General features: G+C 64.0%; 18 protein-coding genes. 11 read left to right on the top strand and 7 right to left on the bottom strand.

Translation table 11 applies throughout. The features are described 5' to 3' along the window. Window positions 1-1,906, top strand: a 1,906-nt coding sequence (gene alaS, locus AC1D0P_RS10630; RefSeq protein WP_477676708.1) for an alanine--tRNA ligase, incomplete at its 5' end; no start/stop codon positions are given. Window positions 1,907-1,990: 84 nt separating this feature from the next. Here the strand turns inward: alaS and egtD are convergent. Together egtD and AC1D0P_RS10620 are read right to left on the bottom strand one after the other, a co-directional pair. Next, on the bottom strand, window positions 1,991-3,019 hold the full coding sequence (egtD, locus tag AC1D0P_RS10625; RefSeq protein ID WP_477676707.1) for an L-histidine N(alpha)-methyltransferase: 1,029 nt from the start codon (window positions 3,017-3,019) through the stop codon (window positions 1,991-1,993). 230 nt (window positions 3,020-3,249) lie between these two features. Further along, the gene (locus AC1D0P_RS10620) at window positions 3,250-4,140 is read right to left on the bottom strand and encodes a LysR family transcriptional regulator (protein WP_477676706.1); all 891 of its coding nucleotides are present in this window, start codon (window positions 4,138-4,140) and stop codon (window positions 3,250-3,252) included. 137 nt (window positions 4,141-4,277) lie between these two features. Between AC1D0P_RS10620 and AC1D0P_RS10615 the strand changes: the two genes are divergently transcribed. The 5 genes from AC1D0P_RS10615 (at window position 4,278) to AC1D0P_RS10595 (ending at window position 7,274) form a co-directional block, all read left to right on the top strand. Beyond that, a complete protein-coding gene (locus tag AC1D0P_RS10615; RefSeq protein ID WP_477676705.1) occupies window positions 4,278-4,715 on the top strand; it encodes a VOC family protein in 438 nt (145 codons plus the stop codon). Between the two features lie 74 nt (window positions 4,716-4,789). Next, window positions 4,790-5,335: a TlpA family protein disulfide reductase gene (locus AC1D0P_RS10610; RefSeq protein ID WP_477676704.1), complete on the top strand. Its 546-nt coding sequence runs from the start codon at window positions 4,790-4,792 to the stop codon at window positions 5,333-5,335. Between the two features lie 105 nt (window positions 5,336-5,440). Next, on the top strand, window positions 5,441-6,559 hold the full coding sequence (locus AC1D0P_RS10605) for a transglutaminase-like domain-containing protein (RefSeq protein WP_477676703.1): 1,119 nt from the start codon (window positions 5,441-5,443) through the stop codon (window positions 6,557-6,559). Window positions 6,560-6,606: 47 nt separating this feature from the next. Continuing rightward, window positions 6,607-6,828, top strand: coding sequence for a DUF6500 family protein (locus AC1D0P_RS10600; protein ID WP_477676702.1), 222 nt, complete (start codon window positions 6,607-6,609; stop codon window positions 6,826-6,828). An 86-nt stretch (window positions 6,829-6,914) separates the two neighbouring features. Continuing rightward, window positions 6,915-7,274 carry a hypothetical protein gene (locus tag AC1D0P_RS10595; RefSeq protein WP_477676701.1) on the top strand — a complete coding sequence of 120 codons (360 nt, stop codon included), beginning with the start codon at window positions 6,915-6,917 and terminating at the stop codon, window positions 7,272-7,274. A 134-nt stretch (window positions 7,275-7,408) separates the two neighbouring features. On the opposite strand, the gene AC1D0P_RS10590 is transcribed toward AC1D0P_RS10595, so the two are convergent. From AC1D0P_RS10590 to AC1D0P_RS10570, 5 genes are all read right to left on the bottom strand, one after another. Beyond that, window positions 7,409-8,329: an RluA family pseudouridine synthase gene (locus tag AC1D0P_RS10590; RefSeq protein WP_477676700.1), complete on the bottom strand. Its 921-nt coding sequence runs from the start codon at window positions 8,327-8,329 to the stop codon at window positions 7,409-7,411. A gap of 18 nt (window positions 8,330-8,347) precedes the next feature. Continuing rightward, complete coding sequence (gene trmB, locus AC1D0P_RS10585; protein WP_477676699.1) at window positions 8,348-9,103, bottom strand: tRNA (guanosine(46)-N7)-methyltransferase TrmB; 756 nt, start codon at window positions 9,101-9,103, stop codon at window positions 8,348-8,350. Further along, window positions 9,100-9,990, bottom strand: a complete 891-nt coding sequence (gene gluQRS, locus AC1D0P_RS10580) for a tRNA glutamyl-Q(34) synthetase GluQRS (protein ID WP_477676698.1) — start codon at window positions 9,988-9,990, stop codon at window positions 9,100-9,102. The genes trmB and gluQRS overlap by 4 nt, the downstream gene beginning before the upstream one ends. Before the next feature lie 20 nt (window positions 9,991-10,010). Then, window positions 10,011-11,087, bottom strand: a complete 1,077-nt coding sequence (locus tag AC1D0P_RS10575; protein WP_477676697.1) for an NAD(P)/FAD-dependent oxidoreductase — start codon at window positions 11,085-11,087, stop codon at window positions 10,011-10,013. 175 nt (window positions 11,088-11,262) lie between these two features. After that, window positions 11,263-12,216 (bottom strand): LysR family transcriptional regulator, encoded by a 954-nt coding sequence (locus tag AC1D0P_RS10570; protein WP_477676696.1) that lies wholly within the window; start codon window positions 12,214-12,216, stop codon window positions 11,263-11,265. Between the two features lie 129 nt (window positions 12,217-12,345). Here AC1D0P_RS10570 and AC1D0P_RS10565 point away from each other — a divergent pair, with 129 nt between their 5' ends. From AC1D0P_RS10565 to AC1D0P_RS10545, 5 genes are all read left to right on the top strand, one after another. Further along, the gene (locus AC1D0P_RS10565; protein WP_477655671.1) at window positions 12,346-13,047 is read left to right on the top strand and encodes a pirin family protein; all 702 of its coding nucleotides are present in this window, start codon (window positions 12,346-12,348) and stop codon (window positions 13,045-13,047) included. Between the two features lie 134 nt (window positions 13,048-13,181). After that, entirely contained in the window at window positions 13,182-13,577 is a 396-nt protein-coding gene (locus AC1D0P_RS10560) for a DoxX family protein (protein WP_477676695.1), read from the top strand. A gap of 111 nt (window positions 13,578-13,688) precedes the next feature. Further along, a complete protein-coding gene (locus AC1D0P_RS10555) occupies window positions 13,689-14,243 on the top strand; it encodes a flavodoxin family protein (protein WP_477676694.1) in 555 nt (184 codons plus the stop codon). 31 nt (window positions 14,244-14,274) lie between these two features. Next, window positions 14,275-14,682, top strand: a complete 408-nt coding sequence (locus AC1D0P_RS10550; RefSeq protein WP_477676693.1) for an OsmC family protein — start codon at window positions 14,275-14,277, stop codon at window positions 14,680-14,682. Continuing rightward, window positions 14,679-15,208, top strand: a 530-nt coding sequence (locus AC1D0P_RS10545; protein ID WP_477676692.1) for a pirin family protein, incomplete at its 3' end; no start/stop codon positions are given. The genes AC1D0P_RS10550 and AC1D0P_RS10545, both read left to right, overlap by 4 nt.

Genomic DNA, 15,208 nt, shown 5'->3' with positions numbered 1-15,208 from the left:
CAGCAATTATGAAATCGACATCTTCGACGCGCTGATCAAGGCCGCCAGCCGCGAAACCGGCGAGAAGGACCTGGGCAACAAGAGCTTGTTCGTCATCGCCGACCACATCCGCGCCACCGCCTTCCTGGTGAGCGACGGCGTCAACCCGTCCAATGAAGGCCGCGGCTACGTGCAGCGCCGCATCATCCGCCGCGCGATCCGCCACGGCTACAAGCTGGGCAAGAAGACGCCGTTCTTCCACAAGCTGGTGGCCGACCTGGCCCGCCTGATGGGCGACGCCTACCCCAAACTCAGGACCGACGAAGCCCGCATCACCGCCGTGCTCAAGGCCGAGGAAGAGCGTTTCTTTGAAACGCTGGAGAACGGCATGGAACTGCTATTGCGGGAAATCAATACTCTTGTTGATATTTCGCAGACCGAGTTCAAGGACAACACTTCGAGCATCTTGCTGAATGGAAAGACAGCATTCCTGTTGCACGGTACTTACGGGTTTCCGATTGATCTGACGGCAGACGTTTCTCGTGAATTTGGTATTGGTGTTGACGAAGTTCAGTTCAAAATCGAGCTTGAAGCGGAGAAAGCGCGTGGCCGCGCAGCCGGCAAGTTCAAGATGGACCGCGCGCTGGAATACACCGGCGGCGGCAACACCTTCACCGGCTACGAGTTGCTCGAAGAGCCCGCCAAGGTGGTGGCGCTGTACGCCGACGGCGTGGCCGTGCAGGCCCTCAACGCCGGGCAAAGCGGTGTGGTGGTGCTCAACACCACGCCTTTCTATGCCGAAAGCGGCGGCCAGGTCGGCGACCAGGGCCGCATCACCGCGGCCGGCGCCGGTTTCGCGGTGGACGACACGCTCAAGATCCGGGCTGATGTGTTCGGCCACTACGGTGTGCAGGAAGAGGGCACGCTGAAAGTCGGCGATGCGGTGATGGCGCAGGTCAATACCGCTGTGCGCGCCGCTACCGTGCGCAACCACAGCGCCACGCACTTGATGCACAAGGCACTGCGCGAAGTGCTGGGCGACCACGTGCAGCAAAAGGGCAGCCTGGTGAATGCCGAGCGCACGCGCTTCGACTTCGCGCACAACGCGCCAGTTACCGACGCGCAGATCCGCGAGATCGAAGCGCGCGTCAACGCCGAAATCCTCTCCAACGTGGCAACCGATGCCACCGTGATGGCCATGGAAGATGCGCAGAAATCCGGCGCGATGATGCTCTTCGGCGAAAAGTACGGTGAGACCGTGCGCGTGCTGACGATCGGCTCCAGCAAGGAGCTCTGCGGTGGCGTTCACGTCAAACGTACCGGTGACATCGGCCTCTTCAAGATCGTCGCCGAAAGCGGCGTGGCGGCGGGTGTGCGGCGCGTGGAGGCCGTGACCGGCGAGAACGCGCTGGCCTACCTGCAGTCGCTCGAATCCACGGTGCAGGCCGCGGCCGGCTCGCTCAAGGCCAGCCCCTCGGAACTGCAGGGCCGCATCGGCCAGGTGCTGGACCAGGTCAAGGTGCTCGAGAAAGAAATCGCCGCGCTCAAGGGCAAGCTGGCATCCTCGCAAGGCGACGAGCTGCTCACGCAGGCGGTGGACGTCAAGGGCCTCAAAGTGCTGGCCGCGAAGCTCGAAGGCGCCGACGCCAAGACGCTGCGCGACACCATGGACAAGCTCAAGGACAAACTCAAGACGGCCGTCATCGTGCTGGCCGCGGTCGACGGCGACAAGGTGCAGATCGCCGCTGGCGTGACGGCCGACAGCGTCGGCAAAGTGAAGGCCGGTGAGCTGGTCAACTTTGTGGCCCAGCAAGTCGGCGGCAAGGGTGGCGGCAAGGCCGACATGGCCATGGCCGGCGGCACCGATGCGTCCAAGCTGGGTGATGCGCTGAAGTCGGTGCAGGGCTGGGTGGCTGAGCGCGCCTGACGACCTTCCGCTTTACCAAGCGCTTAAAACATCAAGGCCGGTTTCCCGAGGGAAGCCGGCCTTTTTCTTTGCCTGGCGAAAGGGCTAAACCGCAGCCCAGAACACCGCGAACCAGTGGTTCGGATCGGTCCAGTACTTCACGTGTTTGAAACCGGCCTGCCGCAGCAGCGCCGTCATGCCGTCCACCGTGTATTTGTAGGAGCATTCGGTGTGGATGCGTTCGCCGGCCTTGAAGCGGCGCTCGTGGCCGGGCCAGTGCACCGTCAGGTCGCAGGCGGCTTCCAGGTGCATCTCGATGCGCGACTCGGCGGCATTGAACAGCGCCACATGCCGCCACTGCCGCACGTCGAAGTCCGCGCCCAGCAAGCCGTTGATGTTGAGCAGCAGGTTTTTGTTGAAGGCGCCCGTCACGCCCAGCGCATCGTCATAAGCGGCCTCCAGGCGCGCCGTGTCTTTCACCAGGTCTATGCCGAGCAGCAGCCCGCGCGCCTTGCCCTGCGCCGGGTCGGCGATGTGCCGCAGGAATTGCAGGGCCTGCGCGGGATGGAAGTTGCCCAGGCTGGAGCCGGGATAGAAAAACACGCGCTCGTGCGACTGGACTTCCTCGGGCAGCGCCAGCCCGGCCGAGAAGTCCATGCCCAGGCCGACGATGTCCAGCGCCGGAAAGCTGTTCTGTACCTGCTCGGCGGCGTCGCGCAGAAAGTCGACGGAGATGTCGACGGGCACGTACTGGCGCGGCTGCAGATGGGGGATCAGCGTGACGGCCTTGGCGCAGTTGCCCGCGCCGAGGTCGATCAGGCAAGGCCGGCGTATGCCCGCGTCGGCCAGCGTCGCGGCGATATGCCCGTGCGCCGCCTCGAAGATGCCGGCTTCGGTCCGCGTGGGGTAGTACTCGTCCAGGCCGGTGATGGCCTCGAAGAGCCTGGAGCCCAGTTCGTTGTAGAAAAATTTGGGCGACACATGGGCCGCCGCGGCCAGCAGTCCGTCCGTCAGCTCTTGCGTCGTCGCCTGCACCGCCTGCGCGTCGCTGTCCGGACGGTAGAGGGCGATGAATTGCGGCGAGGCGGGAGGCAGCTGGAGCGAAAGGGCCGAGATGTTGAGTGGGAGGTTCAAGATTCGCCTTGGCTACGGTTAGTTGGTTATGTCGTTATGACGTTAGATTTAAAAGCCGTTTGGAAAGGACGTTTGTAGGACTGAATCGCTTTGGGGGCAAGAGGGTGCTTGCCATTTCCCGCCCTATATAGGGTTTGCGGCGGCGCGCGGCTTCCGGGCCTATGCCGCGTCCAACATTTAGTCGCCCAATGCCTTTGTTTCTTACAAACGCGCAAAGGCCGCGCTCAAGGTCAAATGCCTGACGCCTTGCTTGCGTTTGGGGCGGCGTCGCGCAGGTGTTGCGCCAGCTGGGCGACGATGGGCCGGCTGGCTTTGGCGGTCCGCTGAAGGATGCCGATTTCACGGTAAAAAGTGTGTTCCCCGAGCGGGATGGCCCGCACATTGGCGGGCAGCGGATCAGGCCCCTCGACCATGGGCACCAGGGCCACGCCCAGCCCGTTGGCCACCAGCTGGATCAGGCCCTGGATTTCGTCGAGCTCGATGGATTCATTCACGCTGAGCTGCATGTCGCGCAAAAACCGCTCGACCAGGYGTCCTCCGAAAGACTTCCGTTCATAGCGCAGAAAGGGCTGGGCCTGAATCAGCTTGCGCCAGTCCTTGCCTTTCAGGGTTGCGGGCACCAGCAGCATGAAAGGTTGATGGACCAGCGGCTGCCAGTTCAATTCGGGCAGCAGGCCGAAGGGCGGGCGTATGGTGATGGCCATGTCGATCTCGCCGGCGTCAAGCTGGTCCATCAGGTGCATGGACACGCCCGGCACCAGGCTCAGGCGCAGCGTCGGGTATTTCCGCCGCAGCGGCACCAGCGCGCGCGGCAGCAGCGAGGACTGCACCGAGGCGATGGCGCCGATGCGCAGCAGGCCGCCGTCGCTGCCCTGGTCCGGCAGGTCGCCGAGTTTTGCGAAGAGGGCCAGCAGTTCTTCAGCGCGCGACAGTGTCGTGGCGCCGGCCGCGTTGAGTGTCGCGGCGCGCCGGGTGCGGTCGAACAAGGCGAAACCCAGCGATTCCTCGAGGCGCTTGATCTGGCTGCTGACGGCGGACTGCGTCAGGCCCAGCCGTTCGCCCGCGGCGGCAAAAGTGCCGTGGCGGGTCACGGCGATAAAGGTGCGGAGTTCCGTGATCATTTTTCAATCATCGATTATTTTGTCTCTCAGAGCCAATATATATCGCTTTTCATGATCAGTTGATGGTTTTACAGTGGGGCAGGTTTTATCCATCCGCTCTCCTCACACTTTCCTTACGCTCTCCTGAAAGAACAGCCATGACAACACCCCACGCCACTGCCGCCATTCCCTTTCACCTCGCCTTTCCGGTCCATGACATCGCCGCCGCGCGCCGGTTTTACGGCGATGTGCTGGGTTGCCCCGAAGGCCGCAGCTCCAACGAATGGGTGGACTTCAATTTCTACGGCCACCAGATCGTCGCCCACCTCGCACCGGACGAATGCGGCCACAAGCAGACCAGCGCGGTCGACGGCCACGACGTGCCCGTGCGCCACTTCGGCGCGGTGCTGCCCATGCCGGTATGGGAGGCGCTGGCTGCCAAGCTCACGGCCGCGGGCACCGATTTTGTGATCGAGCCGCATATCCGCTTCAAGGGCGAACCCGGCGAACAGGCCACCATGTTTTTCCTCGACCCGTCCGGCAATGCGCTGGAATTCAAGGCCTTCGCGACGCTGGACAACCTTTTCGCCAAATAGCAGAAGCCGGCATGGCTGGGTGGGGGAGGCCGGGTTTTGCTACCCTCGGGCGTTCACCACCGAAACCCTTGTCCATGCCTCCAGCGCTTTCTTCCCGCCGCCAATTCCTGCAAGCTTCGATCGCCGCAAGCGCCGGCGCCGCCTGGCTTCAAGCCCGGGCCCAGGGCCTGACGGGCCCGGCCTATGAGGTCAGCCCCTGGGCCGGCCCGGTTTCCGCGCTGGGGCTGGTCGACACCACCGGCAAGACCTGGCAGCCCGCCGACCTGCGCGGCCGCGCGGTGCTGCTGAATTTCTGGGCCAGCTGGTGCGAACCCTGCCGCGCCGAGATGCCCACGCTGCAACAGGTCGCCGACTTTTACGGGCCCGACAAGCTGCTGGTGCTGGCCGTCAACTTCAAGGAGCCGGCCGCGCGCGCGCTGCAGTTCGCCAAAACCACCGGCGTGAGCTTGCCCGTCCTGCTGGACCTCAAGGGCGAGGCGGCCCGCCGCTGGGGCGTGAAGGTGTTCCCGACGACGCTGATGATGGACAGCGCGGGCCGGCCGCGCCTGCGCGTGAAGGGCGAGGTCGACTGGACCGGGCCCGCGGCTGAAAAACTGATCGCCGGGCTGCTGAAGCCTTGAGTTTGGCCTCGCCGGCAAGGCAAAGGCGATAATCGCAGGCTGACATCCTGGGGCATCTTTACCTGCCCCGGTGCACGTCGCCCTCACCCTACCCGGAGATCCTGGATGACCACCGTACGCCGAGCCTTTCTGAAAAACACCGCGGCCGCCGCCATGGCCGCCGCCCTGCCTTCCCTCAACTTCGCCCAGACGGCGCCCGCGCCCAGCCGCGGCCACTTCGCGCCGCAAAGCGGCGCCTGGCGCACGTTTGATGTGACCACGCGCGTGGACATCGTCAAGCCGCAGGGCCTGACCAAAGTCTGGCTGCCGATTCCCTCGGTCAACAGCGACTACCAGTATTCGCTGGGCAACAGCTTTTCGAGCAACGGCAGCACGCAGCTGACGCAAGACGGCCGCGACGGCGCGAAGATGCTCTACGTTGAATTCCCGGCCTCCGAAGCCAGGCCCTTTGTGGAACTGACCAGCCGCGTGCAGACCCAGGGGCGCGCCATCGACTGGTCGCAGAAAACCGCGCCGGCCGAAAGTGCCGACACGCTGCGCTACTTCACCCGCCCGACCATGCTGATCCCGACCGACGGCATCGTGCGTAAGACCGCGGTGGCGGCGACGCAAGGCGCGAAGACCGACGTCGAGAAAGCGCAAAAACTCTATGACTGGATCGTCGCCAACACCTACCGCGAACCCAAGGTGCGCGGCTGCGGCGAAGGCGACATCAAGACCATGCTGGAAACCGGCAACCTGGGCGGCAAGTGCGCCGACCTGAATGCGCTGTTCGTCGGCCTGTGCCGCTCGGTCGGCCTGCCGGCCCGCGACGTCTACGGCATACGCCTGGTGCCTTCGGCCTTCGGCTACAAGGAACTCTCGGGCAACCCGGCCAGCCTCAAGGGCGCGCAGCATTGCCGCTCCGAGGTCTACCTCAAGGGCCACGGCTGGGTGGCGATGGACCCGGCCGACGTCGCCAAGGTCATGCGCCTGGAAACGGCAGACTGGATCAAGACCACCACCAACCCAGTGGTCGCGCCCGTCAACAAGGCGCTGTTCGGCGGCTGGGAAGGCAACTGGATGGCCTACAACACGGCGCACGACCTGGCCCTGCCGAAGGCGGCCGGCGAGAAGCTGGGCTTCTTTATGTATCCCATTGGCGAGAACGCGGCGGGGCGCTTTGATTCCTACGCGCCGGATGATTTCAAGTACCAGATTACTGCAAAAGAGATCAAGGCCTAAGCATCCTCATTGCGTGCAGCTCCACCAAACTTCAGTAGTTGAGTGAAATGCGGACAACTCTGAGGCAAAAAATTGTTGCTGTCTGCGAAAGCAAGATCAGTGAGAAAGGGGCTAGCGTCGGCTTGTCCTTCTATGCGTTCTTCCATAACAAGAATGACAATCCGGAACTCTTGATGGAAGCCGCGAAATGGTGGATCCAAACGCACCAATTGGATCACTTCGAAAAAGCGGTGAAGATAAAACGCTTGGTCGAGCAAGAAATTTCATAGTCGCGGTGTCAATGGATCTCAGCCTTTTGCGTTGCCCTCACTCCCCCTGTGAGGCCTAACCCTTCAATCGTTAGGCGCCACCATCAATGACCACTTCACAAGCCCTCAAAATCTCACTGCTCGTCTATTCGCTAATTCATGGTGTGATCTTCTGGCTCGCCCAGAAGGGGAAGATTTTGCCCATGTTGCCAACTCTGGGCGTGATTCTTATTTGCGCATTGAGTCTTGCTTGGGTCCACCTCGATGCAGTTGAGAAGAAGCATTCGCCGGAAAGATGGCTTCTAGTGCTCTCGTTTTTGTTCCCGATAGTCGGTGTCCCGATTTACTTGCAGAAGTACCGTGACGAGAACGCGCGCCGAAAGTCTTTGCGCGGATTCACTGGCTTCACAGTCCTGATGTTCGTTCTATATTTTTCCGGTACTTTCGTCGCTGACTTTATTGGCTGAGAGATATTTGGTTGAGCCTCTGATGTCAGCCCTTAATCCCCGCAGAAGGCTTCTATCTGCGACTGGGTTTGAGCAGATGCCGCCGGCMATGACCGGACTCGGGTTGGCTTAGGGCGATATATACCAAGGCCTGATCAAGGCTGCAGGTCCCGCAGCGCCAACCGGCTTTCAAAGCGTCGCTGCTCGCCTGTCACCGGGTCCATGAACGAAATGGATTTGGCCAGCAGCTGCAGCGGAAAGCGGTAATCGTCGTCCGGCGTGTGCTCCACCGGCGGGTACATGCGGTCATTGCGCAGCGGCAGGCCGAGCGCATTCATGTGCACGCGCAACTGGTGCTTTTTGCCCGTCACGGGGCTCAGGGCATACAACGCATGGTCGCCGCGCACTTCGATCACATCGATCTGCGTTTTGCTGTTGGCTTCGCCGGGCACCTCACGTTGCCGGAAAAAAGGCTCGTCTTCGACGATGCGGCTTTCGCGCGTGAGGGGAAAGCCCATATCGCCGCGCCATGGCGCCACCGCTTCGTAATGCTTGGTGACTTCATGACGGCGGAACAGTGACTGGTAGGCGTCGCGCTCAGCCGGGTTGACCGAGAATAGCACCAGGCCCGCAGTTTCGCGGTCAATGCGGTGGATAGGTACCAGGCCGTCGATGCCGAGCCGGTTTTTCAGGCGTACCAGCAGGGTCTCTTGCAGGTAGTGGCCCGAGGGCGTCACTGGCAAAAAATGCGGTTTATCGGCCACCACCAGGTGTTCGTCCTGGAACAGCACGGTCTCTTCAAACGGGATGCGGGGTTCTTCGTCCAGTGCGCGGTAGTAGTACACGCGCATATGGCCGCGGTAGGGGCGTTCGGCGGTAACGGCTTCGCCGAATTCATCGACCACCAGGCCATCCTGCATGCGCTGCAGCCATACCTCGCGCGAGATGGCCGGGAAGCGCTCCACCAGGAAGTCAGTGATGCTGGGCCAGCTGCCAGCCGGCAGGCCGACGCAACTGGGGCTGATGCCGGCCCGCGTGGCCAAACCATGCAGCCCGAGCTTGGGTGTCTTGCTCACACCCGCACAGCCGGGAGATCACACACGGGTGAACACCACGTCCCAGACACCGTGCCCCAGCTTGATGCCGCGGTTCTCGAATTTGGTCAGGGGCCGGTAAACCGGCTTGGGCGCATAACCACCTTGGGAAGCGTCGGCCGTGTTGCGCAGCAGCGGCTCGGCAGCCAGCACCTCGAGGATCTGCTCGGCATAGGGTTGCCAGTCGGTGGCGCAGTGCAGGTAGCCGCCGGGCTTGAGGCGGGCCGCCAGCTTGGCGACCAGCGGCGCCTGGATCAGGCGGCGCTTGTTGTGGCGTTTTTTGTGCCAGGGGTCGGGAAAGAAAATATGCACGCCGTCCAGGCTGGCCGGCGGAAGCATGTTGTCTATCACTTCGACGGCGTCGTGCTGCAGGATGCGGATGTTGGCCAGCCCCTGTTCGCTGATGCGTTTGAGCAGTGCGCCTACCCCCGGGGTGTGCACCTCGCAGCACAGGAAGTTTTTCTCGGGCATCAGGGCGGCGATGTGGGCCGTCGCTTCGCCCATGCCGAAGCCAATCTCGAGGATGGTGGGGGCCGAACGCTGGAAGACGGCCTCGAAGTCCGCCGGTTCAGCTTTGTAGGGCAGCAGGAACTGAGGGCCCACGTCGGCGAAGGCCTTGGCCTGGCCGATGGTGGTGCGGCCGGTGCGCCGCACAAAGCTGCGGATGTTGCGGGGAGCGCCCGGTTCGGCGGCCGCGCCCTCGGAGGGCTGGTCGGGGAGGGTGGCGGGCGGGGTGGGGGAGTTGGTATCTGTCACCGCTTGATTTTAAGTCGCTCCGCCCACGGCGGCACGGCCTGCCCCAGCCAGTCCTGCGGCGAGGCGGCGCTGGCTAGCAACGGCAGGCCGAGATCGGCACCCGCCTGCCGCAGCAAGGCGAGCGGCTCGCGGGTGTCCAGGGCCCGCGCGCCGTTCTGTTTGGAGAGCTTTTCGCCGTTGGCACCCAGCACCAGCGGCGTGTGCAGGTAACGCGGCAGCGGCAGGCCCAGCGCGCGCTGCAGCAGGATTTGCCGCGCCGTGTTGTCGGCCAGGTCCTCGCCGCGCACGATGTCCGTGATGCCCTGGGCCGCGTCGTCGACCACCACGGCCAGCTGGTAGGCCCACAGGCCGTCGGCGCGCTTGAGCACGAAGTCGCCGACTTCATGGGCCACGTGCTGCGATTGCGGGCCCAGCAGGCGGTCCTGCCAGCTGACAGGTGCATGCGCCTGCGTGTCCAGCCGCCAGGCGCGTGCGGGGCGTCCGTGCAGGCCGCCGCGGCAGGTGCCGGGATAAACCAGTTCGCCGTGGCGTTCGCGTGCCTGCCCTGAAGCCGCCAGCGCGCGGGCGATGTCCTGGCGCGTGCAGGCACAGGGGTAGGCCAGCCCGCGGGCGATCAATGAATCCAGCGCCTGCTGGTACAAGTCGCCGCGCTTTGACTGGTACACGGGCGGCTCGTCAGGCACTAGCCCGCATTGAGCCAGTTGTTCAAGAATGATGAGGTCGGCGCCCAGCACGCAGCGCGGCGTGTCAACGTCCTCGATGCGCACCAGCCAGCGGCCCTGGTGCGCGCGCGCATCCAGCCAGCTGGCCAGGGCGGCTACGAGTGAGCCGGCGTGCAGCGGGCCGGTTGGAGAGGGGGCGAAGCGGCCCCGGTATTCGGCGCCCACGCCGATTTCGCCTTTGGCGTTCAGGCCAGCTCTAGAGCCATTTCAAGGCCCGAGACAAAACCGTCTTCCACGCGATGCCCCAGGCACCAGTCGCCGCAGGCGCCTATGCCCGATTTGGCGTCCCAAGCATGGGTTTTGCCCAGGGGCTGCAGGGTCTGGGCATGGCGCCAGCGATGCACCACGGCATGGGGCGGCGCCGCGCGTATGCCGGTGACTTCGGTGAAGGCTTTGAGCAGCTTGGCCTTGACGCGCTCGGCGTCGTCTTCGAGGTGGCGCTGCGACCAGTCGGGGCTGGCCTGCACGGTCCAGCGCTCGATGGGGCTGCGCCCGGGCTTGGACGACTCGCGCGCCAGCCAGGCGATGCGGTGATGGGTGCTGCGCGCGGCGTTCCAGTGCGGGCCCAGGTGGACCATCGTGGGCTGCATGGCCTGGGGAAAGGCCAGCATCAGCGTCCAGCAAGGCGCCACGCTGACTTTGGACAATTCGGACATCAGCGGCTTGCCCTGTTGCGAGCTCAGCAGCAGGGCATGCGCCTGCGGTGAGGGCAGGGCCAGTACCACGGCGTCAAAACCCGAGTGCACCAGGCTGCCGGCGCCCGGGCCTTCGGTCTGCAACTGCCATTGCTCGGGGTGCAGCTTGTCGCGCTCCAGCCTGATCACTTCGGTTTCAAGTTGCAGGCGGCCGGCGGCCGCCAGGGGCTGCGCCCATTGGCGCACCAGTGCGTTCATGCCCGGCGTGGCAACCCAATGCGCCTCCTTGGGCGGCAGCGCCGAGGCGACGACGCGGCCCAGCTCGTCCAGGATGCGCACGGTGTTGGCGCTCCAGGGCCGCACCAGCCCGGACGCCGTGGCCAGGGCTTTTTCGAAACGCGGGTCACGTGCGGTGAAATATTGCGTGCCGTGGTCGAAGCCGCCGAATTCGCTGTCGCGGGTGGCCATGCGTCCACCGGCTTCACGGCTTTTCTCGAACACCGTGACATCATGCCCGGCCTGCGCCAGCGTGCGCGCGCAGGCAATACCGGCGATGCCGGCACCGATGACGGCGATGCGGCGCCGGGCCGCGGATTCAGGAAGGGGGAGGGCAGAATTTTTTTTCATGTCTGAGGTCTTTATGTTTCTTTGGGGTTGACGAATAAGGCGCCTTGCTGCTCTCGCATGCAATTCACGGCCCCCCGGCGTTGGTCATCACATCTCAACCATAAACGAAAACCATAGGCACACTCTACACGCAGGCCGGGCTCCTGCGCTCAGATTGCGAACCGACTACGGGTTTTCACAGGGACTGGTCCCGCTCCAGCAGCGCTTTTCGCGTGGCCGTGCTCTCCAATTGCTTGAGCCACCACTGCAACGCGCGGCCCTCCTTGCCGTCGGGCGCACGCAGCCAGGCATAACTCATGGGCACCTGGCGCGGGGCACGCTGCATGCGTTTTTCCACCAGCCGGCCGGTGATGACGTGGGGGCGCGCCAAATATTCCGGCAGGAAACCGCCGCCCAGCCCGCGCAGCTGCGCCTGGAGTTTTTCCTGCATGCCGGGCACGGTGAAGATGTCCTGCCCGCCCAGCAGGCCCACCGTGATGCCGCTGCCGCGCTGCACCGAATCGGCGACCGCCACGGCGCGGTGCGGCATCAGCATGGCGTCGGTTACGGGCTCTGTGGCCTGCGCCAGCGGGTGGTGCGGCGCCACCGCATAAATGAAATGGATGCTGCCCAGTGTTTTGTGCTGCACCGAGGTATTCACCGCCGGCTCGATGGCCACGCCTATGGCCAGGTCGGCCTGGCCCGAGGTGAGGGCCTCCAGCGTGCCCGACAGCGCTTCCTCGCGCAGGCGCAGGCGGGTGGGCGGGTTCAGCGCGAAAAATGCCTCGCACAGCTCCATCACCGTGGTGCGCGAGATCACGCTGTCGACCGCCAGTGTGAGCTGCGGTTCCCAGCCCGTGGCCACGCGCTTGACGCGGTTGGCCACGGCGTCGAGTTCGGCCAGCAGGCGGTTGCCTTCGCGCAGCAGTTCCTTGCCGGCTTCGGTCAGTTTTGCCTGGCGTGAAGAGCGGTCGAACAGCAGCACGTCCAGCGCGTCTTCGACCTGGCGGATGCGGTAGGTCAGGGCGCTGGGGACCAGGCCCAGCTCGCGCGCCGCCGCCGCCATGCTGCCGGCGCTGTGAATGGCGCCTATCAGTCCCAGGGTTTCCGGCGTCAGGGCATCACGCACGCGGTTGTTGATCGTTGCCATAAGAATGATTCAAATAATTTGAATGATGCCATCAAAGCGCGGCAATGGAAAGCGGGGCCCCCGCGCCTACATTGGAGTCATCGCAAACGAATCACAACGCAGCTCAACGCACCTTGAAAGGAGCACCTCATGATGACTTTAAGAACTTCCAGCGAACGCGGTTACGCCGACCACGGCTGGCTCAAATCCTTCCACTCCTTTTCGTTCGCCGGCTACTACGACCCGGCCCACATGGGCTTCGGCAACCTGCGCGTCATCAATGAGGACCGCATCGCGGCCGGCCGCGGCTTCGGCACCCATGGCCACCAGAACATGGAAATCATCAGCTATGTGCTGAGCGGTGAGCTCGCGCACAAGGACAGCATCGGCAACATCAAGGGCATCCCGCCCGGCGACGTGCAGCGCATGAGCGCCGGCACCGGCGTGCAGCACAGCGAGTTCAACCACGCCGACGGCCAGACCACACACTTCCTGCAGATCTGGATCGAGCCCAATGTGACCGGCATTCCCCCGAGCTATGAGCAAAAGACCTTTGCCGATGCCGAAAAGCGCGGCGCCCTGCGCCTGGTGGCTTCACCCGACGGCGCCAAGGGCTCCGTGCTGATCCATGCCGATGCCCGGCTGTATGCCGGCCTGTTTGACGGCACGGAAAGCGCCACGCTGGCCTTGAGCGCAGCACGCAAGACCTATGTGCACCTGGTCCGCGGGCAGCTTGAAGTCAACGGCCAGCTGCTGAAGGCGGGCGACGCCGCGGCGCTGCAATCGGAAGCCACGCTGCAACTGGCCCATGGCCGGGACGCCGAAGTGCTGGTGTTCGACCTGGCGCCATAGACTGCAGGGCCCGATAACACCCTGTAACCCATCACCCGGGGCAAGCGTTGAATGCGCATCGGCGCATAGCGCTTGCCCAGAGTGTTTTTTTCCTCCATCATTTCCCCCGTTTACTTCATTAATAAGGACTCACCATGCTCAATTCCCTGCAAAACCCTCTCTCCCTGATCGGCCGCCTGCTGCTGGCCCTGCTGTTTGTGCCTGCCGGCTTCAGCAAGATCGCAGGTTTTACCGGAACGGTCGGCTACATTGCCTCCAAAGGCGTGCCGCTGCCTGGAGCCGCAGCCGCCATCGCCATCGTGGTGGAACTCGGCCTGGGCATCCTTCTGGCCGTAGGCTTCCAGACGCGCTGGGCCGCGCTGGCCATCGGCGTTTTCACGGTCGTCATCACCTGCATCTTCCATGCCTTCTGGACCGACCCCMCGCAACAAATGATGTTCTTCAAGAATATGGCCATCGTCGGCGGCCTGTTCAGCATCGCGGCTTTCGGCGGCGGCGCCTGGAGCGTGGACGGCCAGCGCAAAGGCTGATCCGAAAAAACGAGGGCTGCAGCGAGGGCGTTCGCACCCGGGCTGCAGCCCTTTTCCTTTTGTTTGCCTCGTTTCTTTTATCCTCTTATCCATTCCCCGCGAAAGATTCGAATGCCCAAAGTTGTCGTGATTTACCACTCCGGCTACGGCCACACCCAGCGCATGGCGCAGTCGGTGGCCGAAGGCGCGGGCGCCGAGCTGCTGGCCATAGACGCCGACGGCAACCTGCCCGAAGGCGGCTGGGAAACCCTGAATGCCGCCGACGCCATCATCATGGGCTCGCCCACCTACATGGGCAACGTCAGCTGGCAGTTCAAGAAATTTGCCGATGCCTCGTCCAAGCCCTGGTACAGCCAGGCCTGGAAAGACAAGCTCTTCGCCGGCTTCACCAACAGCGCCGCGATGAACGGCGACAAACTCTCCACGCTGAATTACTTGTTCACGCTGGCCATGCAGCATGGCGGCATCTGGGTCAGCCAGGGCATGCTGCCCAGCAACAGCAAGGCCGCGCTGCGCAACGATGCCAACTACCTGGGCTCCTACAGCGGTGCCATCGCGCAGTCGCCGTCCGATGCCGGCGCCGGCGAGATGTCCGCCGGCGACCTGGAAACGGCGCGCAGCTTCGGCGCGCGTGTCGCCACCGTCGCGGCGAAGTTCGCGCCGTGACCCGGCTTTTTCCCTAGCGCACAGGAACCCCATGACCATTGAACTCCAACGCGATCTCACCGCTGCGATGGCGCAGCAGGTGCAGATCCGCAACCACAGCTTTACCGCCGACGTCAGCGAGGCCGAAGGCGGCGCCGACACCGGTCCCAGCCCACACGACCTCTACGATGCGGCGCTGGGCGCCTGCAAGGCCCTGACCGTGATGTGGTACGCCCGCAAAAAAGGCATCCCGGTCAAGGACATCCACACGCGCATTGAACGCGATGATTCACAGGAGCGCAGCGGTGTGTACAAGCTCGCTGCCAAACTCCAGATCATGGGTGACCTGAGCGACGCCCAGTTGCAGGAGCTGCATGCCGTAGCGCAGAAGTGTCCCGTGCACAAACTCATGACCACGGTCACGACCGAAATCACCACCGAACTGGAGCGCCTGCCATGAGCGTTGCACTCAAACTCACGGGCCACCACAAAGACCTGGGCGGCGGCTTCATGGTGCGCCGGCTGCTGCCTTCGGCGCTGCAGCAGTCCGTCGGCCCCTTCATCTTTTTTGACCATTTCGGCCCCGTGACCGAGCTGCCCGGCACCAACCATGACGTGCGGCCGCACCCGCACATCGGCCTGGCGACGGTCACCTACCTGTTCGAGGGCGCCATGATGCACCGCGACAGCCTGGGCTCGGCCCAGCGCATAGAGCCCGGCGCCATCAACTGGATGACCGCCGGCCGCGGCATCGTGCATTCCGAGCGCGCGCCCGAAGACCTGCGCGGCACCGCCTATGTGAACCACGGCCTGCAGCTGTGGGCGGCATTGCCCAAGGAGTTTGAGGAAACGGCGCCCGTGTTTTCCCACACGCCGGCGGAAACGATTCCTTCCACCACGGTGGACGGCGCCCGGGTGCGCGTCCTGGTCGGTGAGGCCTTCGGGGAAACTTCGCCCGTCAAGACTTTTTCCAGGACGCTTTACCT

The sequence above is a fragment of the Polaromonas sp. P1_G2 genome (genome assembly GCF_056405515.1).
This window is presented reverse-complemented; position numbering and strand designations above follow the sequence as displayed.